The sequence below is a fragment of the Bradyrhizobium sp. Y36 genome (genome assembly GCF_002531575.1).
In the GTDB taxonomy this organism is placed as follows: domain Bacteria; phylum Pseudomonadota; class Alphaproteobacteria; order Rhizobiales; family Xanthobacteraceae; genus Bradyrhizobium.
This window is the reverse complement of sequence record NZ_NWTI01000007.1, coordinates 103,102-125,331: the sequence shown is the minus strand read 5'-3', so window position 1 is coordinate 125,331 and position 22,230 is coordinate 103,102. Positions and strand designations below refer to the sequence as shown.

The 22,230-nt window shown below is 65.0% G+C and carries 18 protein-coding genes and 1 riboswitch; of the genes, 12 read left to right on the top strand and 6 right to left on the bottom strand.

All coding sequences use genetic code 11. The features are described 5' to 3' along the window. The first annotated feature begins 61 nt into the window (after positions 1-61). Genes CO669_RS14840 through cysN form a run of 3 tightly spaced genes read left to right on the top strand, consistent with a single transcriptional unit; the run spans position 62 to position 3,941 of the window. Entirely contained in the window at positions 62-1,081 is a 1,020-nt protein-coding gene (locus CO669_RS14840) for a sulfotransferase family protein (protein WP_097660541.1), read from the top strand. A gap of 14 nt (positions 1,082-1,095) precedes the next feature. Continuing rightward, positions 1,096-2,046 (top strand): sulfate adenylyltransferase subunit CysD, encoded by a 951-nt coding sequence (cysD, locus tag CO669_RS14835; protein WP_097660719.1) that lies wholly within the window; start codon positions 1,096-1,098, stop codon positions 2,044-2,046. Then, on the top strand, positions 2,046-3,941 hold the full coding sequence (cysN, locus tag CO669_RS14830; protein WP_097660540.1) for a sulfate adenylyltransferase subunit CysN: 1,896 nt from the start codon (positions 2,046-2,048) through the stop codon (positions 3,939-3,941). Before cysD ends, cysN begins: the two co-directional genes overlap by 1 nt. A gap of 18 nt (positions 3,942-3,959) precedes the next feature. Here the strand turns inward: cysN and CO669_RS14825 are convergent, their stop codons facing one another. Next, a complete protein-coding gene (locus CO669_RS14825; RefSeq protein ID WP_097660539.1) occupies positions 3,960-4,157 on the bottom strand; it encodes a DUF1674 domain-containing protein in 198 nt (65 codons plus the stop codon). A 189-nt stretch (positions 4,158-4,346) separates the two neighbouring features. Between CO669_RS14825 and CO669_RS14820 the strand changes: the two genes are divergently transcribed. The 3 genes from CO669_RS14820 to purH all read left to right on the top strand — a co-directional run bounded on the left by CO669_RS14820 (position 4,347) and on the right by purH (position 9,327). Continuing rightward, entirely contained in the window at positions 4,347-5,693 is a 1,347-nt protein-coding gene (locus CO669_RS14820; RefSeq protein ID WP_097660538.1) for an RsmB/NOP family class I SAM-dependent RNA methyltransferase, read from the top strand. A gap of 157 nt (positions 5,694-5,850) precedes the next feature. Continuing rightward, the gene (locus CO669_RS14815) at positions 5,851-7,569 is read left to right on the top strand and encodes a heparinase II/III family protein (RefSeq protein WP_198964025.1); all 1,719 of its coding nucleotides are present in this window, start codon (positions 5,851-5,853) and stop codon (positions 7,567-7,569) included. A 58-nt stretch (positions 7,570-7,627) separates the two neighbouring features. Next, a riboswitch (ZMP/ZTP riboswitch) is annotated at positions 7,628-7,709 on the top strand. Between the two features lie 25 nt (positions 7,710-7,734). Beyond that, complete coding sequence (gene purH, locus CO669_RS14810) at positions 7,735-9,327, top strand: bifunctional phosphoribosylaminoimidazolecarboxamide formyltransferase/IMP cyclohydrolase (protein WP_097660536.1); 1,593 nt, start codon at positions 7,735-7,737, stop codon at positions 9,325-9,327. Between the two features lie 108 nt (positions 9,328-9,435). On the opposite strand, the gene CO669_RS14805 is transcribed toward purH, so the two are convergent. Next, positions 9,436-10,821, bottom strand: coding sequence for an MFS transporter (locus CO669_RS14805; RefSeq protein ID WP_097660535.1), 1,386 nt, complete (start codon positions 10,819-10,821; stop codon positions 9,436-9,438). Between the two features lie 102 nt (positions 10,822-10,923). Here CO669_RS14805 and ggt point away from each other — a divergent pair, with 102 nt between their 5' ends. Both ggt and CO669_RS14795 read left to right on the top strand, forming a co-directional pair. Continuing rightward, a complete protein-coding gene (gene ggt, locus CO669_RS14800; RefSeq protein ID WP_198964024.1) occupies positions 10,924-12,672 on the top strand; it encodes a gamma-glutamyltransferase in 1,749 nt (582 codons plus the stop codon). Positions 12,673-12,782: 110 nt separating this feature from the next. Further along, complete coding sequence (locus tag CO669_RS14795) at positions 12,783-14,078, top strand: MFS transporter (protein ID WP_097660534.1); 1,296 nt, start codon at positions 12,783-12,785, stop codon at positions 14,076-14,078. 59 nt (positions 14,079-14,137) lie between these two features. Here the strand turns inward: CO669_RS14795 and CO669_RS14790 are convergent, their stop codons facing one another. Further along, positions 14,138-14,803: a glutathione S-transferase family protein gene (locus CO669_RS14790; RefSeq protein WP_097660533.1), complete on the bottom strand. Its 666-nt coding sequence runs from the start codon at positions 14,801-14,803 to the stop codon at positions 14,138-14,140. A gap of 167 nt (positions 14,804-14,970) precedes the next feature. On the opposite strand from CO669_RS14790, the gene CO669_RS14785 reads away from it, so the two are divergent. From CO669_RS14785 to panE, 4 genes are all read left to right on the top strand, one after another. Further along, positions 14,971-15,552, top strand: a complete 582-nt coding sequence (locus CO669_RS14785; RefSeq protein ID WP_097660532.1) for a DUF2239 family protein — start codon at positions 14,971-14,973, stop codon at positions 15,550-15,552. Positions 15,553-15,643: 91 nt separating this feature from the next. Further along, a complete protein-coding gene (locus CO669_RS14780) occupies positions 15,644-16,993 on the top strand; it encodes an MATE family efflux transporter (RefSeq protein ID WP_198964023.1) in 1,350 nt (449 codons plus the stop codon). A gap of 90 nt (positions 16,994-17,083) precedes the next feature. Continuing rightward, positions 17,084-17,692: a 2-hydroxychromene-2-carboxylate isomerase gene (locus CO669_RS14775; RefSeq protein WP_097660530.1), complete on the top strand. Its 609-nt coding sequence runs from the start codon at positions 17,084-17,086 to the stop codon at positions 17,690-17,692. Positions 17,693-17,801: 109 nt separating this feature from the next. Continuing rightward, complete coding sequence (gene panE / locus CO669_RS14770; protein WP_097660529.1) at positions 17,802-18,725, top strand: 2-dehydropantoate 2-reductase; 924 nt, start codon at positions 17,802-17,804, stop codon at positions 18,723-18,725. Positions 18,726-18,811: 86 nt separating this feature from the next. On the opposite strand, the gene CO669_RS14765 is transcribed toward panE, so the two are convergent. From CO669_RS14765 to CO669_RS14750, 3 genes are all read right to left on the bottom strand, one after another. Further along, a complete protein-coding gene (locus CO669_RS14765) occupies positions 18,812-19,390 on the bottom strand; it encodes a c-type cytochrome (protein ID WP_097660528.1) in 579 nt (192 codons plus the stop codon). Positions 19,391-19,576: 186 nt separating this feature from the next. After that, positions 19,577-20,845: a PQQ-dependent sugar dehydrogenase gene (locus tag CO669_RS14760; RefSeq protein ID WP_097660527.1), complete on the bottom strand. Its 1,269-nt coding sequence runs from the start codon at positions 20,843-20,845 to the stop codon at positions 19,577-19,579. Positions 20,846-21,228: 383 nt separating this feature from the next. Beyond that, a complete protein-coding gene (locus CO669_RS14750; RefSeq protein WP_198964022.1) occupies positions 21,229-22,215 on the bottom strand; it encodes an NAD-dependent epimerase/dehydratase family protein in 987 nt (328 codons plus the stop codon). Positions 22,216-22,230: the final 15 nt, after the last annotated feature.

The following is a 22,230-nucleotide window of genomic DNA, read 5'->3' as shown; positions in this document are numbered from 1 at the left end:
AGGCGAGCCCCGAAAAGCGCGATCATCGTCGCCAGCGGTATCTGTTCCAGGGAGCCCCAGCATGAACAACAACCAGGTCTTCGCCGATTCCCTGCAACGAATGGCCGATCTGATACGCCAGCAGCACAGCTCGCTCGACGTCATGCCGCTCTCGCCAGTTGGCGAATTCCAAACCAGAACAGTCAGTCTCGAGACTTTGATGCGGGAAGTCACTGAGTGCCTTTCCGCAAGCTTTCGGCAGCGGCCGGCGCACGATTTTCCGATGCTGCATTTCGCATGGGGAAAATGCCGAGTCGGGTCGACGGCGCTGACCAACCTGTTTGGCACGATGGGAATGCCCTCATACTACCAGCCGGTGAAGGCCATCCTGCGCGATGCAATGGTGGGCAACTCATCGAGACCTTGGATCGTGCCATCAGCAAGCAATAGCCCGAATATCTTCAGCAAGGAGACGATGGGCCCCTATGTGCTCGCGGAATGTCTGTTCAATCCCCTACAGATATTGATTGATGCGGGCTATCCGCGACACCGGCTCCATTGCATCATGCTCGATCGCGAACCGGCGAGTTCACTGGCGTCGTGGATCGAAAAATGGTCGGACCGCGTTTCTGAAAAAACGCTGGTCCACAATTACGTTGCCGCCGCGCTCAACGCCGCGCGGGTGGAGACTTATGCCAAGCGACACGGCATTCCGGTCACCCGTTACGTGTATGAAGTGAGCAAGGAGCCCGTATCGTCGGTGCGCATCCTCTTCGACCGGCTCGGTCTTTCGAACAGCTTTGCCGAAAAGGCGGTGACGTGCTGGCGGGAGAAAGGACCGGACCAAGCGGATAACGCACGAGTTATATGGCCCAGTGAGGCGATCATCTACGACGTCCCCAATCTGCATACCTCCGATACAGCCTACCGCTACCAACGCCGCGTGACGTCCTCGCTGAGCCAGACGGTGCTGGACGCTCTCGAGTATTGCGGCGTCAATGACGTCTATCGCGCTTCGGTTGCAGGCTGCGTTGGCGATCTCTCGCTCGATACCGATACCGCCACGCACCTGTTCGGCGACTGCATGGGCACCGCCGCATGACCGGACAGATCGTCATGGAGGCCCCGCCGGCACACGACGCGCCGGACGAGGCCCCGGCGCACCGCAGCGCCACCAGCCATCTCCGGCGCCTGGAAGCGGAGAGCATCCACATCCTGCGCGAAACCGCGGCCGAGTTTCGCAAGCCGGTGATGCTCTATTCGATCGGCAAGGACTCCTCGGTGCTGCTGCATCTGGCGATGAAGGCATTTCATCCCGGCAAGCCGCCGTTCCCCCTGCTGCACGTCGACACGACCTGGAAATTTCGCGAGATGATCGCATTTCGCGACCGCCGCGCGCACGAGCTCGGCCTCGACCTGATCGTCCATACCAACGATGACGGATTGCGCCAGGGCATCGATCCCTTCACCCACGGCTCGGCCCGCTACACCGACGTCATGAAGACGCAGGCCTTGCGGCAGGCGCTCGACCTTCACGGCTTCGACGCCGCGATCGGAGGCGCGCGGCGCGACGAGGAGAAATCGCGCGCCAAGGAGCGCGTGTTCTCGCACCGGAGCGCGGCGCATCGCTGGGATCCGAAGAACCAGCGGCCGGAGCTGTGGAGCCTGTACAACACGATGCTCGCGCCCGGCGAGGGCATGCGGGTGTTTCCGCTGTCGAACTGGACCGAGCTCGACGTCTGGGACTACATCCTCGCCGAGAACATCCCGATCGTTCCGCTCTATCTGGCCGCCTCGCGCCCGGTGGTCGAGCGCGACGGCGCGCTGATCATGGTAGACGACGACCGGATGCCGCTGCTTGCCGGCGAAGAGCCGCATATGCGCTCCGTCAGGTTTCGCACCCTGGGCTGCTATCCGCTCAGCGGCGCCACGGTCTCGACCGCGGCAACGCTGCCCGAGATCGTGCGGGAGATGATGGCCTCACGCACCTCCGAACGGCAGGGACGCATGATCGACCGGGACAGTCCCGCATCGATGGAGCGCAAAAAGGCGGAAGGCTACTTCTGATGTCCTATCACGAGGCCCCCACGATCGCCGCGTCCGATGCGCCGCGGCTGGATCAGGATGATCGTCCGACGCTGCGTTTCGTCACCTGCGGCAGCGTCGACGACGGCAAGAGCACGCTGGTCGGCCGCCTGCTCTACGATTCCAAGACGCTGCTCGACGACCAGCTCGACGCGCTCGCGTCCGAGAGCAAGACCGCCGGCACCACCGGCGGCGATCTCGATTTCGCGCTGCTGGTCGACGGCTTGCAGGCGGAACGCGAGCAGGGCATCACGATCGACGTCGCCTATCGTTTTTTTGCCACCAAGCTGCGCCGCTTCATCGTCACCGACACGCCGGGACACGCGCAATATACCCGCAACATGGCGACTGGTGCGTCCAACGCCGAACTCGCCGTGGTGCTGGTCGATGCCCGCAAGGGCGTGATCACGCAGACGCGGCGCCACAGCCACATCCTGTCGTTGCTCGGTATCCGTCACGTCGTGCTCGCCGTGAACAAGATGGATCTGATCGGATTCGACGGGGATCGCTTCGCGGCCATCACGGCCGAATATCTCACGATGGCCGGACAGCTCGGAATCTCGGAGGTCCAGTGCATCCCGGTCGTGGCGCCCGACGGCGACAACATCGTCGCTCCGAGCACGCGGATGCCCTGGTACACCGGGCCGACCGTCACCGCCTATCTGGAATCGGTCGACGTTTCCGGCGATGTCTCGCAGCGGCCGTTCCGGCTGCCGGTGCAGTGGGTCAACCGGCCGAACGCGGAGTTTCGCGGCTTCTGCGGCCGGATCGCCAGCGGGACAATTGCGACCGGCGAGACCATCGCGGTGCAGCCCTCGGGCCGTCGGACGCGCGTCGCACGCATTCTCTCGCCCGGCGGCGAGCGCGATCGCGCTGCGGCCGGCGAATCGGTCACGCTCACATTGACTGACGAGATCGACGTCAGCCGTGGCGACGTGCTGACGGCAGGAGCCGCACCGCAGGTCTCGGATCAGCTTGCGGCGCATCTGGTCTGGTTCGACGATGAGGCTATGGTTGCAGGCCGGCGCTATATGCTCAAATGCGGCACGGCCTCGACCGGCGCGGTGATCACGACGCTCAAGCACCGCATCGCCATCGACACCATGGCGCAGGAAAGCGCCGCGACGCTCGATGCCAACCAGATCGGCTACGCCCATCTCAGCCTCGACCGGGCGCTGGTATTCGAGACCTATCGCGACAATCGCGACATGGGCAGCTTCATTCTCATCGATCCGATCAGCCACCGCACCGCCGCGGCGGGAATGATCGACGTTTCGCTCCGGCGCGCCACCAACATTCACTGGCAGCGGCTGGCCGTCGACAAATCCGTGCGGGCGCGGCTGAAGCAGCAACGGCCCTGCGTGCTCTGGTTCACGGGGCTGAGCGGCGCCGGCAAATCCACGATCGCCGATCTCGTCGACCGCAGGCTTGCCGAGCTCGGACGTCACGCCACGTTGCTCGACGGCGACAATCTTCGCCACGGCATCAACCGGGACCTCGGCTTCTCCAACGCGGACAGGGCGGAAAACGTCCGTCGCGCCGCGGAGATCGCCGCGTTGTTCGTCAACGCCGGCATGATCGCGCTGGTCGCGCTGATCTCGCCGTACCGCAGCGAGCGCGAGCAGGCACGTCAGCGGGTCGAGACGGGCGAGTTCATCGAGATCCACGTCGCGACCCCGCTCGCCGAATGCGAACGTCGCGATCCCAAGGGGCTCTATCGGAAGGCGCGGGCGGGGGAACTGCCGGCGTTCACCGGCATCGACGATCCCTATGAGCGACCGCAAGCTCCGGAGATCACCATCGACACCTCGGAGCTGTCGACCGACGCGGCTTGCGAACGCATCATCGGTTACCTCCGCGACAATCACTATCTATAGCGTTCGGAGGCGGACAGGTCAGAAGTCGGAGGCGATGCCCTTGCGCTCCCAGTCGCCGTAGCGGGTGGGCTCGGGGCCCTTCGGGCCCTGCAGCTCCTTCGCCTTGGCCTCGCTCCCGGCCTCTGCAGCCTGCCGGCGCGCCTCGGCTTCGGCCAGCGCGCGCTGGGCGGCCGGCGAGAGCGGCTTGCGATCGGGAACGGGAGGCTGGTCACTCATGGTCCGGTCTTCTAGCGCAGGACGGCTTGCGGCGCGACGTCCAATAACGCATTCCTGAAATCGGGCCCGAAGGGCTGAAAAAGACGGAAGCTATTCTTACATTTGGCATATTCGCGTGCCAGAGATTGCTTTCTCAAGGCATGCGCCCATTGCGGCGGAACTGCCGCTCGCTCAGAACCTTGCTTTTGCATGCCATCTCAACGTTTCGCCCCTCCGTCCGAAGTGCCAGGCCTTGCGGCACGACGGATTGCCGCCGACATCGTCGACGGCGTGCTGCACAAGCACCGCACGCTCGACGATCAGCTCGACGGCAGCGGCGCCCATCCCGCACTGAAGACGCTGGCGGACCGCGACCGCGCGCTGATGCGCCGCCTGGTCGCCACCGTACTGCGCCGGCTCGGCACGCTCGGCCATGTGCTGTCCCGCCTGCTGGACAAGGGCATTCCCTCCGATGCGCCCCGCGCGCAGAGCGCGCTCCTGATCGGCGCCGCGCAGATCCTCTGGATGGACGTGCCGGATCATGCGGCCGTCGATCTCTCCGTTCGCCTCGTGCAATCCGACCGGCGCGCGGCGCGCTATGCCGGCCTCGTCAATGCCGTGCTGCGCCGCTGCGCGCGCGAGGGCAAGGCGCTCGTCGAGGAGGTCGCCACGCAGTCGCTGGACCTGCCGCCATGGCTGCTGGCGCGCTGGAGCGCGTATTATGGCGAGGCGACCGCGCGCGAGATGGCACTGGCGCTCGGCCACGAACCTTCGCTGGATCTCACCGTGAAGTCGGATGCCGCACAATGGGCGAGCCGCCTGCATGGCGAGACGCTGCCGACCGGGACGGTGCGGATGCTGCTGCACGGCTCGGTGACCATGCTGCCCGGTTTCGCCGAGGGACAATGGTGGGTGCAGGACGCCGCCGCCGCGCTGCCGGCCCGGCTGTTCGGCGACGTCAAGGGCAAGTCCATCGCCGATCTCTGCGCGGCCCCCGGCGGCAAGACCGCGCAACTGGCGCACGCCGGCGCGCATGTCACGGCGATCGACCGCTCGCCCGCCCGAGTGGCGCGCTTACGCGAAAATCTGGCGCGGCTGTCGCTCCAGGCCGAGACCGTCGTCGCTGACGCCGTGGAATGGGCCGGTCCCGCCGAGGGCTTCGACGGTATTTTGATCGACGCCCCCTGCACCTCGACCGGTACGATACGCCGTCATCCCGATGTGGCCTGGCTGCGGCAGGAATCGGACATCACCGCCCTGTCCGCGCTCCAGCAAAAACTGCTGCGAAAATCGGTATCGCTGCTCAAGCCCGGCGGCACGCTGATCTATTGCACCTGCTCGCTGGAACCCGAGGAAGGCGAGCAGGCCGTGGCGACGCTGCTGGCCGCCGAGCCCGCGCTTCGCCGCGTCCCGATCACGGCCTCGGAGGTCGCGGATCTCGACGAAATCATCACCGCCGACGGAGATCTGCGTACCCTGCCCTGCCATCTGCCGAACGCCGATCCCAAGCTCGGCGGGCTCGACGGGTTCTTCGCAAGCCGGCTCGTTAAATCCTGATTTTGCACCGGTTTTTGCAACCCCGACACTGATTCGTCCCGTTCAGGGTGGTGTCAGGCGGTCGATTTTGGGATTAATAGGGATTCGTCGCTAATCCTCTCCCCCTTCAAGGCAAGGCGTGTCGGTCGCTCAACGCAGACGTATCTCGACGCTGGTCATGAACCGCTTCGCGCGGAACATGCTCGCGCGCGCGAGCGGCGGTTCTGTTGCGTTGTCGCGGGTCTGGCCGGGACGCACGGACAGGCTGATCATCGCACCGCACGACCTGCGCACCGCGGATGCGACCCGCGCCGCCGAGATCTATGCCGGCCGCTTCGTCTTCGCCGGCAAGATCGTCAATTGCCACGGCCGCTCGATCTTCGATCTCGAGCCACCGTCGGAGGATTGGGAGGTTGCGCTGCTCGGCTTCGGCTGGCTGCGCCATTTGCGCGCCGCCGACACTGCGCTGACCCGGGCGAATGCGCGCGCGCTGATCGAGGATTGGATCGCCAATCCCGCCAACAAGCGTCGTCCGGTCGCGCGCCGCGCCGACGTGCTGGCCCGGCGCGTGATCTCGCTGCTGTCGCAGGCGCCGCTGGTGCTGGGCGAGACCGACAACAAATTCTACCGCCGTTACTTGCGCGCGCTCGCACGCGAGATCCGCTTCCTGCGCTACACCATGGTCGACATTCCGGACGGGGTGCCGAAGCTCCAGGTGCTGATCGCACTGTGCTACACGACGCTCTGCCTTGCCAATCAGGCACGGCACATCCGCAGCGCCTCGAAAAAACTGTCGGACGAATTGCAGCGGCAGATCCTGCCCGACGGCGGGCACATCTCGCGCAATCCGGGCGCGCTGATCGAGCTCCTGATCGACCTCTTGCCGCTGCGCCAGACTTTTGCCGCGCGCAACATCGCGCCGCCGCCGGCGCTGCTCAACGCGATCGACCGCATGATGCCGATGCTGCGCTTCTTCCGGCACGGCGACGGCAATTTCGCGCTGTTCAACGGCATGAGTGCGACGTCTTCAGATCTGCTCGCTACGCTGCTCGCCTATGACGACACCCACGGCGCGCCGATGGCGAACATGCCGCACACCGGTTTTCAGCGCCTCGATGCCGGTCAGACCACCGTGATCATCGACACCGGCCCGCCGCCGCCGGCCGGCGTCAGTCATGACGCCCATGCCGGCTGTCTGTCGTTCGAATTGTCGTCCGGCATCAGCCGCATCGTCACCAATTGCGGCATGCCGACCACGGGCCGCGACAATTGGCGTCCGTTCGCGCGCAGTACGGCGGCGCATTCGACGCTGACCTATCACGAGACGTCCTCATGCCAGTTTGTGGAGATGTCGGCGATGAAGCGGCTGCTGCATGGCTCGCCCGTCACCAGCGGCCCGGTCGAGGTCGAGAGCTATCGCGAGGTCGTACAGAACGGCACGCTGCTCACGACCTCGCATGACGGCTATCTCGCCAAATTCGGCGCGATCCACCGCCGCGTTCTGATGATCGCCAATGACGGCGCGCGCATCGACGGCGAGGACACGCTGTCGCCGCCGCAGGGCGGGCGTTTCAAGGGCGCGGATGCCGATTTCGCGCTGCGCTTCCATCTGCATCCGGCGGTGAAGGCGAGCCGGCTGTCGGACGCCCGCGGCGTCATGCTGGTGCTGCCGAACCGCGACGTCTGGACCTTCGAGGCGCTCGACGACAAGGTGGACCTTGAGGACAGCGTGTTCCTGGCCGGCAATGACGGCCCGCGCCGCACCGCCCAGATCGTGATCCGGCAGGATGCGCGGCAGGCCCCTTCGATCCGCTGGAGCTTCATCCGCTCCACGGCGTCGCCGACCGTCACCAATGCCCGCCGCAACGCCCGGCGAGAGCCGGAACTTCCGCTTTAAACGCGCGGATTCGGCACCATCTGAACGTTGTGAAGCACGCCGAAAACTGCTATCGAGCCCTCGTTCGCGCGACTGGCGACCTTGGATGGAGCACCATCGGGAAGCGCGACACATAGCTGCCGCGCGCCTGGGCATAGACACTCCTTAAGACAGAGGATCTTGCTCATGACTGACCATCCCCGCCGCGTGACCCGCGCCCTGCTTTCCGTTTCCGACAAGACCGGCCTGATCGAATTCGCCAAGGCGCTGGCCGCGCATGATGTCGAGCTGGTTTCGACCGGCGGCACTGCGAAAGCGATCGCCGCGGCGGGTCTGAAGGTGAAGGACGTTTCCGACCTCACCGGCTTCCCCGAGATGATGGACGGCCGCGTCAAGACGCTGCATCCGAAAGTCCATGGCGGCCTGCTCGCGATCCGCGACAACAAGGAGCATGCCGAGGCAATGAAGGCGCACGGCATCGCGCCGATCGACCTGCTCGTCGTCAATCTCTATCCGTTCGAGGCGACCGTCGACAAAGGCGCGGGCTTCGAGGATTGCATCGAGAACATCGACATCGGCGGCCCCGCGATGATCCGCGCCGCCGCGAAGAACCACGACGACGTCGCCGTCGTGGTCGAGGCAGATGACTACAAGGCCGTGCTCGACGAGCTCACCGCCAACAAGGGCGCAACCACGCTGAAGCTGCGCCGGCGGCTGGCCGCGAAGGCCTACGCGCGCACCGCGGCCTACGATGCCGCGATCTCGAACTGGTTCAACCGGCAGCTCGAGATCGACGCGCCCGACTTCCGCGCTTTCGGCGGCAAGCTGATCCAGTCGCTGCGCTACGGCGAGAACCCGCACCAGACCGCTTCGTTCTACGCGACCCCTGACAAGCGCCCGGGCGTCTCGACGGCACGGCAGCTCCAGGGCAAGGAGCTGTCCTACAACAACATCAACGACACCGATGCGGCCTATGAATGCATCGGCGAATTCGACGCCAAGCGCACCGCGGCCTGCGTCATCGTCAAGCACGCCAACCCTTGCGGCGTCGCAGAAGGCGCGAACCTGGTCGAAGCCTATCGCAGGGCACTGGCCTGCGACTCCACCTCGGCGTTCGGCGGCATCATCGCGATGAACCGCGCGCTCGATGCCGATACCGCGCGCGAGATCACCAAGATCTTCACCGAGGTGATCATCGCCCCCGACGCGACCGAGGAGGCGATCGCCATCATCGGCGGCAAGAAGAACCTCCGCCTGTTGCTCGCCGGCAGCCTGCCTGATCCGCGCGCGCCGGGCCTCACCGCAAAGACGGTCGCCGGCGGCCTGCTGGTGCAGAGCCGCGACAACGCGGTGGTCGACGACATGACGTTCAAGGTCGTCACCAAGCGCGCGCCGACGGATGCGGAAATGCGCGACCTCAAATTCGCCTTCCGTGTCGCCAAGCACGTCAAGTCCAACACCATCATCTACGCCAAGGATCTCGCCACCGTCGGCATCGGCGCGGGCCAGATGAGCCGGGTGGATTCGGCGCGGATTGCGGCGCGCAAGGCCCAGGATGCTGCGAACGAGCTGAAGCTCGCCGCGCCGCTCACCAAGGGCTCGGTGGTGGCTTCGGACGCGTTCTTCCCGTTCGCCGACGGCATGCTCGCCTGCATCGAGGCCGGCGCGACCGCCGTGGTGCAGCCGGGCGGCTCGATGCGCGACGACGAGGTGATCAAGGCCGCCGACGATCACGGCATCGCCATGGTGCTCACGGGCACGCGGCACTTCAGGCATTGATTTTGCCGTCATTCCGGGGCGCGCGCAGCGCGAACCCGGAATCTCGCGCGACAATCTCTAGATTCCGGGTTCATCGCTCCGCGATGCCCCGGAATGACCGCGGAGATGCTACTCCTTCACCCGCATCAACAGCCCCAATCCCGCGACGAAGAACACCACCAGCACGGCCATGCCGGCCTTCTGGCTTGCCGTTGCCGCGGTGATCACGCCGATCAGGAGTGGTCCGATGAAGGACGTCACCTTCCCGGTCAGTGCGAACAGGCCGAAATACTGCGCGATGCGGTCTTTCGGTGCGAGGCGGATCAAGAGCGTGCGTGAGGCAGCCTGCAGCGGGCCACCGGCTGCGCCGATCAGACAACCCAGCACGAGATAGGCGCGCTCAGCCGCGCTCGAGAACAGGGGCGCGCCCGGCATGGGCGGCGTGACCTTCACGAACAACACGCTGTCCTTGTCGACGAGAAGGATCGCCGCCACGGATAACAGCAGCAGAAGCATGCTGCCGGCAATGACGCGCTTCGGCCCAAGACGATCATCGAGCTTGCCGCCGACCCAGGCGCCGACTGTACCGGTGATCGCGAGCATGATGCCGAAGGTGCCGATCTGGATTGTGTGCCAGCCGAACGTACCCGCGGCATAGATGCCGCCGAAGGCGAACAGCGACACCAGACCGTCGGTGTAGATCATGTTGGCGAGCAGGAACGCCGCAAGCGACTTCTGCCTGGGCAGGCTTCTGATCGATTGCTTCAGCTCCGACAATCCTTCGTGCAGCGCTTCGCGCAGCGGGCGCTTCGCCGGATAGTCGGGCGTGAACAGGAACAGCGGCATCACGAAGATCACGAACCACACCGCCGTCAGCGGTCCGACGATCCGATCGCCCTGATGACTGGCCGGATCGAGCCCGAACAGCGGCGTGAGGCCGAGCAGCGTACGGCCGGTCTCGGGATTTGCAGCGAGGAAGCCGAGCACGATGATCAGGCTGACGATGCCGCCAATGTAACCCGTGGCCCAGCCGGTGCCCGAAAGCCGACCGATCCGCTCCGGCGGCACCAGGGTCGGCATCATCGCGTTGTTGAAGACGGTGGCGAACTCCGCGCCGACGCTGGCGAGCGCCACCGCCGTGAGCAGCGGTGGAATGATGGCCTGATCGCCGGGCTTGCCGATCCACAGCGTGCACGAAGCCAGCACCAGCACCGCGCCGAATCCCGCAATCCACGGCTTCCTGCGGCCCGAAGCATCCGCGATGGCGCCAAGCACCGGCGACATCAGTGCGATGGCAAGGCCTGCGGCCGCCATCGCAAATCCCCACAGCGATTGGCCGGTGGCGGGATTGGACGCAACGCTGGTGGCGAAATAGGGCGCGAACACGAAGGTCGTGATCAGCGTGAAATAGGGCTGCGCGGCCCAATCGAAGAAGATCCAGCTGACGACGGCGGCGCGCGGCGGATAAGTCCGCGGCGCGCCGGCCATGCGCGCATCTGGGGCGATCGTCGTCATCACGCAATCCTCATCACGAACAGTTTTGCCGATCTCGGGGCAACGGTATAGCATTGCCGGGAGGCGTGTGAACTGGTCCGAAGTCGCCGCGGAAATTTGATCATGTCGTCATATCCGACTCGGCGGACGGTTTTCGCCGTCATAACCACTCTCGCGTTTGGTCTCGCGCCTGCGACCGCCCAGGATGCGCGGCAGGGCTATGTTCCGCCCGCCCGCGACACCGTGCGCGCCATCGCGGCCGAGCATGGCATGGTGGTGGCGCAGGAGAGGATCTCAGCACAGGTCGGTGCAGACATCCTGCGGCGTGGCGGCAATGCGGTCGATGCCGCGGTCGCCACCGGCTTTGCGATGGCCGTGACCTATCCGCGCGCCGGCAATATCGGCGGCGGCGGCTTCATGGTGATCCATTCCGCCGATCGCAATGAAGACATCACGATCGACTTTCGCGAGACGGCGCCGGCAGCGACCACGCCACAGATCTTCCTCGGCGCCGACGGCAAGCCCGATACGGCGAAGTCGCGGGATTCCGCGCTGGGCGTCGGCGTGCCCGGCACCGTTGCCGGACTTTCCCTGGCGCTGGAGAAATACGGCTCGGGCCAGTTCACGCTGGCGCAGTTGCTGGAGCCTGCGATCGCGCTCGCCCGCGATGGCTTCGTCGTCAGCGACGACATGGCCGATACGCTGCCGGGCTGGCACCGGCGGCTGGCACGCTGGCCTTCTTCGGCCAAAATCTTCTCGCGGCCCGATGGCACGCCGATCAGCGAAGGCGACCGGCTGGTACAGGCCGATCTTGCCGAGACGCTGTCGGCTGTCGCTGCACAGGGGCCACGCGGCTTCTATGAAGGGCCGGTTGCGGAAAAGCTCGCCAAGGCCGTGGCTGACGCGGGTGGCATCATGACGTCGGCCGATCTGAAAGCCTATCAGCCCGTGATACGTGCGCCGGTGCGCGGCACCTATCGCGGCTACGACATCGTGTCGATGCCGCTGCCCTCGTCCGGCGGCGTCGTGCTGGTGGAGACGCTCAACATCCTCGAGGGTTTTCAACTCGCCGATCTGAAGCAGGGGTCGCCGGCGTCGCTGCATCTCCTGATCGAGGCCATGAAGCGCGCCTACGCGGATCGTGCGCGCTATCTCGGCGATCCCGCCTTCGTCAACGCGCCGATCGAAACGCTGACGGCGAAGGACTACGCGGCCAAGATGCGCTCCGGCATCTCTGCCGAACGCGCCACACCATCGAATGAACTGGCTTCCGCCGCTCCCTCGCCACGCGAAGGCAGCAACACCACGCATTTTTCTGTCGTCGATTCCCGCGGCAATGCCGTCAGCAACACTTATACGCTGAACTTCAGCTACGGCGTCGGCCTCGTTGCCGATGGCACCGGCGTGCTGCTCAACAACGAGCTCGACGATTTCACCGCCGCCTTCGGCGCCTCCAATGCCTATGGCCTCGTCGGCTTCGAGGCCAATCTTCCCGGGCCGGGCAAGCGGCCGCTGTCGTCGATGTCGCCGACCATCGTGCTGAAGGACGGCAAGCCGGTGCTGGTGACGGGCTCGCCCGGCGGCAGCCGCATCATCTCGACGGTGCTCCAGGTGATCGTGAACGTCCTCGACTACAAGATGGATGTGGCCGCTGCTGTCGCGGCGCCGCGGCTGCACCACCAATGGCTGCCGGACGAGGTACGTGTCGAGAACGGCTTTCCTGGCGATGTTCTGAAGGAGCTGAAGGCGATGGGCCATCTCATCGTCGAACCGATGGGCCAGACATCGGCCAATTCAATTCTCGTGACGGCCAACGGGCCGCTTGGCGCGCCCGACCTTCGCACGCGGGGCGCAGAAGCGGCGGGGCAGTAGCGCTATCCCTGCATAGCCCCAAGACAGCTCCAAGGCTTGCGTACATCAAGGCTTGCGTGCATCGCGACGCGTGCTACCACCGCGGCCAAGAAATTGCCGGGGAAACGCAGATGACCGCGACCGATCCGAACCAGCGCATCGAACGCACCGAGATCGAAGACACCAGCCTCCTTGCCTTCTACCGGGACATGAACGTCGCCGAGCGGCGGACGTTCTGGGCCTGCGCGGCGGGCTGGGCGCTCGACGGCATGGACTTCATGATCTACCCGCTGGTGATCGGCACCATCATCGCGCTGTGGAAGGTCGACGCGGCCTCCGCTGGCCTGGCCGGCACGGTGACCCTGCTGGCGTCCGCGATCGGCGGCTGGCTCGGCGGCTATCTCTCCGACCATATCGGCCGGGTGAGGACGCTCCAGATCACCATCATCTGGTTCTCGTTCTTCTCGCTGGTCTGCGCTGTCGTGCAGAATTTCGACCAGCTCCTGATCGCACGCGCCGTGCTCGGCCTCGGCTTCGGCGGCGAATGGGCCGCGGGCGCCGTGCTCATGGGTGAAGCAATCCGGCCGCAATATCGCGGCCGCGCGGTCGGTTCGGTGCAGTCGGGCTGGGCGGTCGGCTGGGGCCTCGCCGTGCTGTCGCAGGCGATCCTGTTCTCGGTCTTGCCGCCGGAGACGGCGTGGCGCTGGATGTTCGTGATCGGCGCGCTGCCGGCACTGTTGGTGTTCTACATCCGCCGCTCCGTCACCGAGCCGGAGATCGCGGCCGAGGCTCGCGCCAGGCACGCCGCGAGCGGGGATCGCCCGGCGATCTGGGAAATCTTCTCCGGCCCGATCCTGAAGACCACGATCCTGGCTTCGCTGATGGCGACGGGCTGCCAGGGCGGCTACTACGCCGTCACGTTCTGGGTGCCGCAATTCCTGACCAAGGAGCGGCATCTGTCGATCGTCGGCTCGACCGGCTATCTGTCGACCCTGATCATCGGCTCCTTCATCGGCTATCTCACCGGCGCCTGGCTCGCCGATCGGATCGGGCGGCGCAATCTGTTCCTGATCTTCTCGATCGGCGCCATAGCCGTGGTGCTGCTTTACACGCAGCTACCGCTCACCAACGAGATCCTGTGGGTGCTCGGTTTCCCGCTCGGATTTTTCGCCTCCGGCTATTTCTCCGGCATCGGCGCGTTCCTGACCGAGCTCTATCCGACGCGGCTTCGCGGCTCCGGCCAGGGCTTCTGCTACAATTTCGGCCGCGGGATCGGCGCACTGTTTCCGTTCCTCGTCGGCGCGCTATCGGCGTCGACGTCGCTTGCGAACGCGATCGCGATCTTCGCGGTGGTGGCTTACACCCTGTTCTTCATCGCCGCCTTTGCGCTGCCGGAGACGCGCGGGCGCGTGCTGCACCCGAACTAACCGCGGCTGTCATCCCGGGGCGGCCCGCAGGGCCGAACGGGGAATGACGATGCAAACAGTTACCGTCCCACCTGGTACGGCCCACCTTTTTCCAGCGCGCGCGCATAGGCCGGCCGGGCGTGGATGCGCTCGAGGAAGGCCATCGCCTTGGGATGGCCCTGCTCGAGCCCGCCGCGCGCCTGCGCGGCTTCCAGCGGGAAGCTCATCTGGATGTCGGCTGCGGTGAACGCGTTGCCGGCGAACCACTCGCTCTTGCCAAGCTCGCCTTCCCAATAATCCATGTGCTGCTTGAGCTGCGGATTGACCAGCGTGGTCAGCGCCTGGTTCGAAACCTTGCGCACCAGCGGGCGCAGCAACGCCGGAGCGCGCTTCGGCATCAGCGTGAACAGCAGCTTCAGCAGCAGCGGCTGCATCGCAGACCCTTCGGCATAATGCAGCCAATAGGTGTAGCGCAGCCGTTCCGGCGTATCAGGCGGCGGGACCAGCCGGCCGTTGCCGTAGGTCGCGACGAGATATTCGATGATCGCGCCCGACTCGGCGATGGTGTTGCCGTTGTCGGTGATGACGGGGGACTTGCCGAGCGGATGGATGGCGCGCAGCTCCTTCGGCGCGCGCATGTCCGGCTGGCGCTGATAGCGCACGATCTCGTAGGGCACGCCCAACTCCTCGAGCAGCCACAGCACGCGCTGCGAGCGGGAATTGTTGAGGTGGTGAACGGTCAGCATCGGCGAAGTCCCCAGGGCTAGCGTGGCCAGTCGGCGGCGCCGTTCGTGCCAGCCCGAGGACGCAATGTCGAGCCGTCGTGCGGTTATTTTCACCCGGGTATATTGACGTTCGTAATTTACCCGGGTATTAAATCGTCCCACCGTCGTCAATATGGCAATGATTTCAAATGCAGAAGACCTTCACCGCCTTCCAAGGGCAGCGTCGCCTGGTATCCGGGCCGGCCGGCGAGGTCGCGCTGGTCGTTAAAAGGGTAGCGCCGCAGCCGGACGCTCCCATCATCATCTTCGAGGACGCCACGGGCCGCTCGATCGACTTCGACCTGCGCGGCGGGGACCGCGAGGTGCTGGCACGGCTGGCGAAGCTCGTCCCGCCCCCGGTCGGGGAGACCGCACCGCCGAGCGAGCCGCGCGGCCGCGGCCGACCGAAGCTCGGCGTGGTCGCGCGCGAGGTGACGCTGTTGCCGCGCCACTGGGAGTGGCTCGGCGCGCAACCGGGCGGCGCCTCGGTCGCGCTGCGCAAGCTCGTGGATGAGGCGAGGCGCGCCAGCGGCGACAAGGACCGCGAGCGGCAGGCGCGCGATGCGGCCTACCACTTCATGTCGACCATGGCGGGCAACCTGCCTCAGTTCGAAGAAGCTTCACGCGCCTTGTTCGCGGACGACCGGCGGCGCTTCACCGGCCTGATCGCGGACTGGCCGACCGACATCCGCGACCACATCGTCAAGCTCGCCTATAGCGACCGCGCGTAAGCCGCGCGGCGCTCTTCACGATCCCATCGACGGCCCAAGCCGCGCGCTCAGCGCGGCAACGGCCTCGCACGCCCTGATGAAAGGCCCACTCATGTCCGCCGCCCAGCCGCTCTGGAAGACATTTTTACGCTTCCTCGCTCCACTCATGCTGAGCAATGCACTGCAATCGCTGTTCGGCACCATCAGCAACGTCTATCTCGGCCAGATGATCGGTGTCGACGCGCTGGCGGCCGCCTCGGTGTTCTTCCCGGTGATGTTCTTCCTGTTCGCCTTCGTTATGGGCCTCAGCACCGGCGCAACCGTCTTGATCGGTCAGGCCTTTGGCGCGCGCGAGCACGACAAGATCAAGCTAGTCGTGGGCACGACGCTCGCGATCGGCCTTTTGCTGTCCGTCTCGGTTGCGCTGATCGGCGGCCTCTTCAGCCGCCAGCTCATGATGGCACTCGCCACGCCGACGGATATCCTCGATCAGGCCAGCGGCTATGCGCGCATCATGCTGCTCACCATGCCGCTCGGCTTCGTCTTCCTGCTGATGACCGCGATGATCCGCGGCGTCGGCGATGCGCTCACGCCGTTGCTGGCGCTGGCCTTGTCGACGGCGATCGGCCTGATCCTGACACCAGTCTTGATCCGCGGGTCGTTCGGATTGCCGGCCGCCGGCATCACCGGTCCGGCCTGGGCGGCAGCGATCGCGAACGCGCTCACGCTGATCGCGCTGGCCCTTTATCTGCTGAGGACAAAGCACGCGCTCGCACCGGACGCGATCCTGCTGCGCCAGCTCCGGCTCAACGGTGTGATGCTGGGAAAGATCCTCAGCATCGGATTGCCGAGTGCCGTCGGCATGGTGGTGATGGCGATCGCTGAGCTGGTCCTGCTCGGCCTCGTCAACGGCTTTGGATCGAATGCCACGGCTGCCTACGGCGCCGTCAACCAGGTGATGGGCTACACGCAGTTCACGGCGATGTCGATTTCGATCGCGGTCTCGATCCTCGGCGCGCAGGCGGTCGGCAGCGGCGACAGAGCCCGGCTCGACGGCATCGTGCGGATTGGGCTCACATTCAACCTCGTCCTGACCGGCGGGCTCGTGGCGCTGATCTATCTCGTGCCGCGCGCCGTGCTCGGCATCTTCATCACCGACAGCGCCGTGCTCGATCTGGCCAAGGGCCTGCTCGACATCGCCCTCTGGAGCTCGGTGCCGTTCGGCCTCGCCACGGTGTTTTCGGGCGCCATGCGCGCAGCCGGCGTCGCGCTGACGCCGATGCTGCTGTCGATCTTCGCGATCCTTGCGATCGAGCTGCCTGCCGCGGTGATCCTGAGCCGCACGATTGGCCTGGAGGGTGTATGGGCCGCTTATCCCATCGTGTTCTGCGCCATGCTCGTTTTGCAGATGGGCTATTACCTCTTGGTGTGGCGCAAGCGGGCGATCCGGCGTCAGGTCTGACGCTCAAAGTATTATGACCATCATTAAACGGTGGACCTGCGGGGCACGCTGCGTCACAATAGGTGAAAAGCGTCTCCAGGGAGAACGAGTTTGACCCGCACCGCTCCGCAGTTCCTGTTCGATTTCGGCAGCCCGAACGCCTATCTCAGCCATCTCGCGATTCCCGCGATCGAGCAGCGCATCGGCGTCAAGTTCGAATACGTCCCGATCCTGCTCGGCGGCATCTTCAAATCGACCAACAACAGATCGCCGGCCGAGACGCTCGCGGGCGTCAAGAACAAGCGCGAATTCCAGCAGGTGGAAACCGAGCGCTTCCTCAAGCGCTTTCATGTCCAGCCCTATGTCTGGAATCCGCATTTCCCCGTCAACACGCTGAACCTGATGCGCATGGCAATTGCGGCGCAATTGGAGGCCGTGTTCGAGACATATGTCGAAGCGGCCTTCCACCACATGTGGCGCGAGCCGAAAAAGATGGACGACCCTGAGACCGCGGCCAAGGCACTGGCGTCCTCCGGCCTCGATGCGCAAAAGCTGTTTGCCCGCAGCCAGGAGCCCGAGGTGAAGGCCAGGTTGATCAAGAACACCGAGGACGCTGTCGTCCGCGGCGCATTCGGCTCGCCGACCTTCTTCGTCGGCAACGAGATGTTCTTTGGCAAGGAGCAGCTCCGCGAGGTGGAGGAGATGGTGCTCGGGGCCTAGCTGCTCCTTCTCCGGCGACAGAATGTGATCGTGGCAACATTCCGGATTGCTTCGCTTCGCGCGCAATGCCGATTATAAGTAGCCGCCAAGAGCAACAAGGGAGCATCCCATGCGTATTCTCGTGGTCGGCGCCGGCGCCATCGGCGGCTATTTTGGTGGCAGGCTGTTGCAAGCCGGCCGCGACGTCACCTTCCTGGTCCGCCCGAAACGCGCCAGCGAGCTCGCGAGCGCCGGCCTCGTCATCAAGAGCCCGAATGGCGATGTGACGCTGAAGAATCCGCCGACCGTGCAGGCCGACGCGTTCAAGGACAAGTTCGACGTCGTGCTCTTGAGCTGCAAGGCGTTCGACCTCGACGACGCCATCAAATCATTTGCGCCGGCGGTTGGTCCTGATACCGCGATCATCCCCATGCTCAACGGCATGCGCCATCTCGACATCCTCGACACCAGGTTCGGCAAGGAGCGCGTGCTCGGCGGTCTCTGCGCCATCGCGGCGACCTTGAACGAGAAGCGCGAGGTGGTGCAGCTCCAGCCGATGCAGTCGCTGAACTATGGCGAGCGGGACGGCAAGCTGTCGGACCGCGTCAAGGCGATCGACGAAGCTTTCAAGAGTGGCATCACCGGCGCCGCCGCCAGCCAGAACATCATGCAGGACATGTGGGAGAAGTGGGTGTTCCTCTCTTCGCTCGCGGCATCCACCAGCCTGATGCGCACCTCCGTCGGCAATATCCTCGCAGCCCCGGGGGGAAGAGATTTCCTGCTCGGCATGCTGGATGAGACCAGTGCGATTGCAACGGCGTCGGGCTACTCGCCGGGCGGCCCGTTCTTCGAGCGCGTCAAAGGCAACCTCACCACCGAGGGATCGCCGATGACGGCCTCGATGTTCCGCGACATCAAGGCCGGCCTGCCGGTCGAGGCGGATCATGTCATCGGCGACCTCATCGCGCGCGCAGACGCTGCGAAGGTGCCGGTGCCGAAGCTGCGCATCGCCTATACGCATTTGAAGGCGTATGAGAAGCAGCGAGCGGGGTAGGTCGCAACCACACACTCCGCTATCGTCCCGGGGCGCGCGCAGCGCGAGCCCGGGACGACAGCAGTGTTTGCAGCAATAGCCGCACACTACTTGAAATACGCCAGATAGTGCGAGACCGAGGTGATTTCCTCATCGCTCATGTGATAGGCGACATCGGCCATCGCGGCGACGCCGCCACCGACGCGCTGGCCCGCTTTGTAATCGTGCAGCGCCTTGACCAGATATTCCTCGCGCTGGCCCGCGAGCCGCGCGACGCCCTTGGTGCCGGCGAAGCTGTCCGTGTGGCATGCAGCACAGCGGCGGCCGGCGGCAACCTGCGCGCCCTTTTTCGACAGGTCCGGATCCGTATCTTCCGCTCCCTTCGGCGGTGTCATTTGCGAGAAATAGGCGCCGAAGCTGCGGATCTCCTCGTTGGTGATTTCTTCCGCGATCGGCTTCATCTGATCGTTCTTGCGCGAGCCGGCGCGGAAGAACACGAGCTGCCACTGGATGAATTGATCAGGTTGCCCGGCGAGCGAAGGGATGTTCTCGGTTTGCGAGATGCCGTTCTCGCCGTGACAGCCGGAGCAGACCGAGGCCTTCTCCTTGATCGCGGCGTTGTCGGCGGCCTGAGCCGGAATGAACAGTAGCGTCGCATATAGAATTCCGAACCCAACGGCCCGCATGACTGACTTCTCCAGCTGTCATTGCCGGGCTTGACCCGGCAATCCATCCCTGTTGCAGAAGGTTCTCGTATGATGGATGCCCGGATCAAGTCCGGGCATGACGAACCTGTTCCGCGGCGGGCTCGCAGCGTCAAACAAAGAGGCTGCGGCCGTTACCCGGTCGCAGCCCCCTTTTGCGTGCCCGCGCTACTTCTTGCTGTAGCTGATGCGATAGATCGCGCCGGCCCAGTCGTCGGCAACGAGGATCGAACCATCCTTGGCGAGGATGATGTCGTCGGGACGGCCGAGATAGCCCTGGTCGCCCTCGATCCAGCCGGAGGCGAACACCTCCTGCTTGGCGTTCTTGCCGTCGGGCCCGACGATCACGCGCATGATGCGGCCGCCCTGGTACTTGTGGCGATTCCAGGAGCCGTGCTCGGCGATCAGGATGTTGTTCTTGTACTCGGCGGGGAACTGGTCGCCGGTATAGAACTTCATGCCGAGCGGAGCGACGTGAGCACCGAGATTCAGCACGGGCGGCGTGAACTCGGAGCACTTGTGGCCCATCGCGAACTTGTCGTCGGGCAGATTGCCCTGGTGGCAGTAGGGATAGCCGAAATGCTCGCCGATCTTGTTGATCATGTTCAGCTTGTCGCTGGGCAGATCATCGCTGATCCAGTCGCGCGCATTCTCGGTGAACCAGTATTTGCCGGTGCGCGGATCGACGTCGCCGCCGACCGAGTTGCGAACGCCGAGCGCATAGATTTCGGCGTTGCCGGTCTTGGGATCGACGCGGCGGATCTGCGAGACGCTGGTCGGAGGGATGCCGATGTTGAAGGGTGGTCCGAACGGAATGTAGAACCAGCCGTCTTTGTCGACAGCGATGTATTTCCAGCCATGCGCGGCATAGGACGGCATGTCGTCATAGACGACCTTGCCGTCGCCGAGCTTGTCGAGATTGGCCTCCGCATTGTCGTAGCGGATCAGCTTGTCGACGGCGATGACGTAGAGAGCGCCGTCCCTGAAGGCCAGACCGGTGGGCATGTTCAGCCCCTTCAGGATGGTCTTGACCTCCTTCTTCCCGCCATTGTCCTTGATGGCATAGACGTTGCCGAGGCCGAACGAGCCGACGAACAGCGTGCCCTTGTCACCCCAGGCCATCTGTCGTGCGGCCAGCACGCCGGAGGCATAGACCTCCATCTTGAAGCCCGGCGGCAGCTTGACCTTCTTGATGATGTTGGCGAGCTCGGCATCGGAGGCGCCGGTTGGCGGACCCGACGGCGGCGCGAGACCCTTCTGCGCCTCGGTCTCGTCGCCCAGGAACCAGTCATCCGGCGGATGGGTCCAGAACTCCTTGGTGCCGGATTCGTATTTCTTCAGCGGTTTGCTCTTGTCCTGCGCATTGCCAATGCTGGTTCCCGCAAGAAGGGCCACGGCCGCAAGCGCCAACACGGATCGATGGAACATCGATGTCATCGCGTCACTCCCCTAAGGCAGCCGTCCGGGCTGCGATTTATTTTGTTTTGCTAGTCGAGAGGCGAAGTTTGGGATCTGCCGAGGGGCAGACATCAAAAGGCTAGCACATCTGCGAGCGCTGAGAAGGGCGTGGCGTGTGCTGCGGTTGCGCTCATTAAAAATTGAGACGGAGTGTCAATGAGCACGAACACCGCGCCGACGTCCTCCTCGCTGCAACGCGGAATCGGACTGGCGGGCGGCTCGCTTTCGCAACAGGACGAGAGACGGGCCAAAACAAAAAACGCGAAAACAACCCCATGCACAGTAGAACGGTTCAGGCCTGGTCGCGCGCGGTGACGCCGGACAGGCATTTGATGCATCGCGCAAAATGACGAACGTGGCGCTCACGGGGCGACGGGGTAAGGCCCGTCGTCAAATACCACATCATGATAGCCTTTCGAGCCAACCACGCGCGCCAGCGTGCTGCGATGATCGCGACCCTCGCGAAGGCAGTTCAGCACATGCGCGAAGTCGAATTCGGGTCGCCAGCCAAGCTCACGCCGCGCGCGCTCGTTGACGTAGACGCGGTCGATCTCGGAGAAGAGTTTCCAGCCGCGCGCCGCATAGAGCTCTGCGCACTCCGGATAGAGCTCGCGCACGACACCGGCCGCATCGCGCGCAAGCGCCGAGAGGTGACGCGGCTCGAACGGGCTGGTGGCCGAGATGATGTAGCGAGCGAAGCCGATCTTCGGCGCGCGCTCGACGGCGAGCAGATGGGCGCTGACCGCGTCCGCGATGTCCAGCCGGCGATAGAGCAGCTCGTTGGCCTGCGCGTTCTCGAGCGGATAAGCCGACCGCATCGCCGGATCATCGTCGTCCTCGGGAAAGAAGCGCGAGGTCCGCAACACCACGACCGGCAGGGAACGCTCGCGGAAGAACAGCTCGCAGAGAGTTTCCGCCATCAGCTTGGTGGTGCCGTAGATGTTCTTCGGCACCGGAGGCAGGTCCTCGGTGACCCACACGGCCGCCTGACCGGCTCCGGCACGGAGCTGCGAGCCGAACGCGCTGGTGGTGCTGGTGAAAACGAAGCTGCGGACACCGGCCGCCGCAGCCGCCTCGAGCAAATCGAGCGTGCCTGACACGTTGGTATCGACGAAGTCCTGCTTGCTATGGGTCGCCACATGCGGCTTGTGCAGCGTTGCGGTGTGGATCACCGCCGTCACTCCGTCCATCTGGCGCCGCACGAAGCCGGGATCGACGATCGAGCCGACAGCGTGAGTGAAGGGCGAGGGTTTCAGATCGAGCCCACGCGCAGGCACATTGCGTGCCTGGAGCGTCCGGAGAATGGCTTCTCCGAGGTGACCGGCGCTGCCCGTGACCAATATTGTCATTTCGAACCCAATACA

What these genes read in the sequence shown, in the direction of transcription:
- CO669_RS14840 (WP_097660541.1), top strand. Translation starts at nt 62, where the DNA reads ATGAACAACAACCAGGTCTTCGCCGATTCCCTGCAACGAATGGCCGAT.
- cysD (WP_097660719.1), top strand. Translation starts at nt 1,096, where the DNA reads ATGGAGGCCCCGCCGGCACACGACGCGCCGGACGAGGCCCCGGCGCAC.
- cysN (WP_097660540.1), top strand. Translation starts at nt 2,046, where the DNA reads ATGTCCTATCACGAGGCCCCCACGATCGCCGCGTCCGATGCGCCGCGG.
- CO669_RS14825 (WP_097660539.1), bottom strand. Translation starts at nt 4,157, where the DNA reads ATGAGTGACCAGCCTCCCGTTCCCGATCGCAAGCCGCTCTCGCCGGCC.
- CO669_RS14820 (WP_097660538.1), top strand. Translation starts at nt 4,347, where the DNA reads ATGCCATCTCAACGTTTCGCCCCTCCGTCCGAAGTGCCAGGCCTTGCG.
- CO669_RS14815 (WP_198964025.1), top strand. Translation starts at nt 5,851, where the DNA reads ATGAACCGCTTCGCGCGGAACATGCTCGCGCGCGCGAGCGGCGGTTCT.
- purH (WP_097660536.1), top strand. Translation starts at nt 7,735, where the DNA reads ATGACTGACCATCCCCGCCGCGTGACCCGCGCCCTGCTTTCCGTTTCC.
- CO669_RS14805 (WP_097660535.1), bottom strand. Translation starts at nt 10,821, where the DNA reads ATGACGACGATCGCCCCAGATGCGCGCATGGCCGGCGCGCCGCGGACT.
- ggt (WP_198964024.1), top strand. Translation starts at nt 10,924, where the DNA reads ATGTCGTCATATCCGACTCGGCGGACGGTTTTCGCCGTCATAACCACT.
- CO669_RS14795 (WP_097660534.1), top strand. Translation starts at nt 12,783, where the DNA reads ATGACCGCGACCGATCCGAACCAGCGCATCGAACGCACCGAGATCGAA.
- CO669_RS14790 (WP_097660533.1), bottom strand. Translation starts at nt 14,803, where the DNA reads ATGCTGACCGTTCACCACCTCAACAATTCCCGCTCGCAGCGCGTGCTG.
- CO669_RS14785 (WP_097660532.1), top strand. Translation starts at nt 14,971, where the DNA reads ATGCAGAAGACCTTCACCGCCTTCCAAGGGCAGCGTCGCCTGGTATCC.
- CO669_RS14780 (WP_198964023.1), top strand. Translation starts at nt 15,644, where the DNA reads ATGTCCGCCGCCCAGCCGCTCTGGAAGACATTTTTACGCTTCCTCGCT.
- panE (WP_097660529.1), top strand. Translation starts at nt 17,802, where the DNA reads ATGCGTATTCTCGTGGTCGGCGCCGGCGCCATCGGCGGCTATTTTGGT.
- CO669_RS14765 (WP_097660528.1), bottom strand. Translation starts at nt 19,390, where the DNA reads ATGCGGGCCGTTGGGTTCGGAATTCTATATGCGACGCTACTGTTCATT.
- CO669_RS14760 (WP_097660527.1), bottom strand. Translation starts at nt 20,845, where the DNA reads ATGACATCGATGTTCCATCGATCCGTGTTGGCGCTTGCGGCCGTGGCC.
- CO669_RS14750 (WP_198964022.1), bottom strand. Translation starts at nt 22,215, where the DNA reads ATGACAATATTGGTCACGGGCAGCGCCGGTCACCTCGGAGAAGCCATT.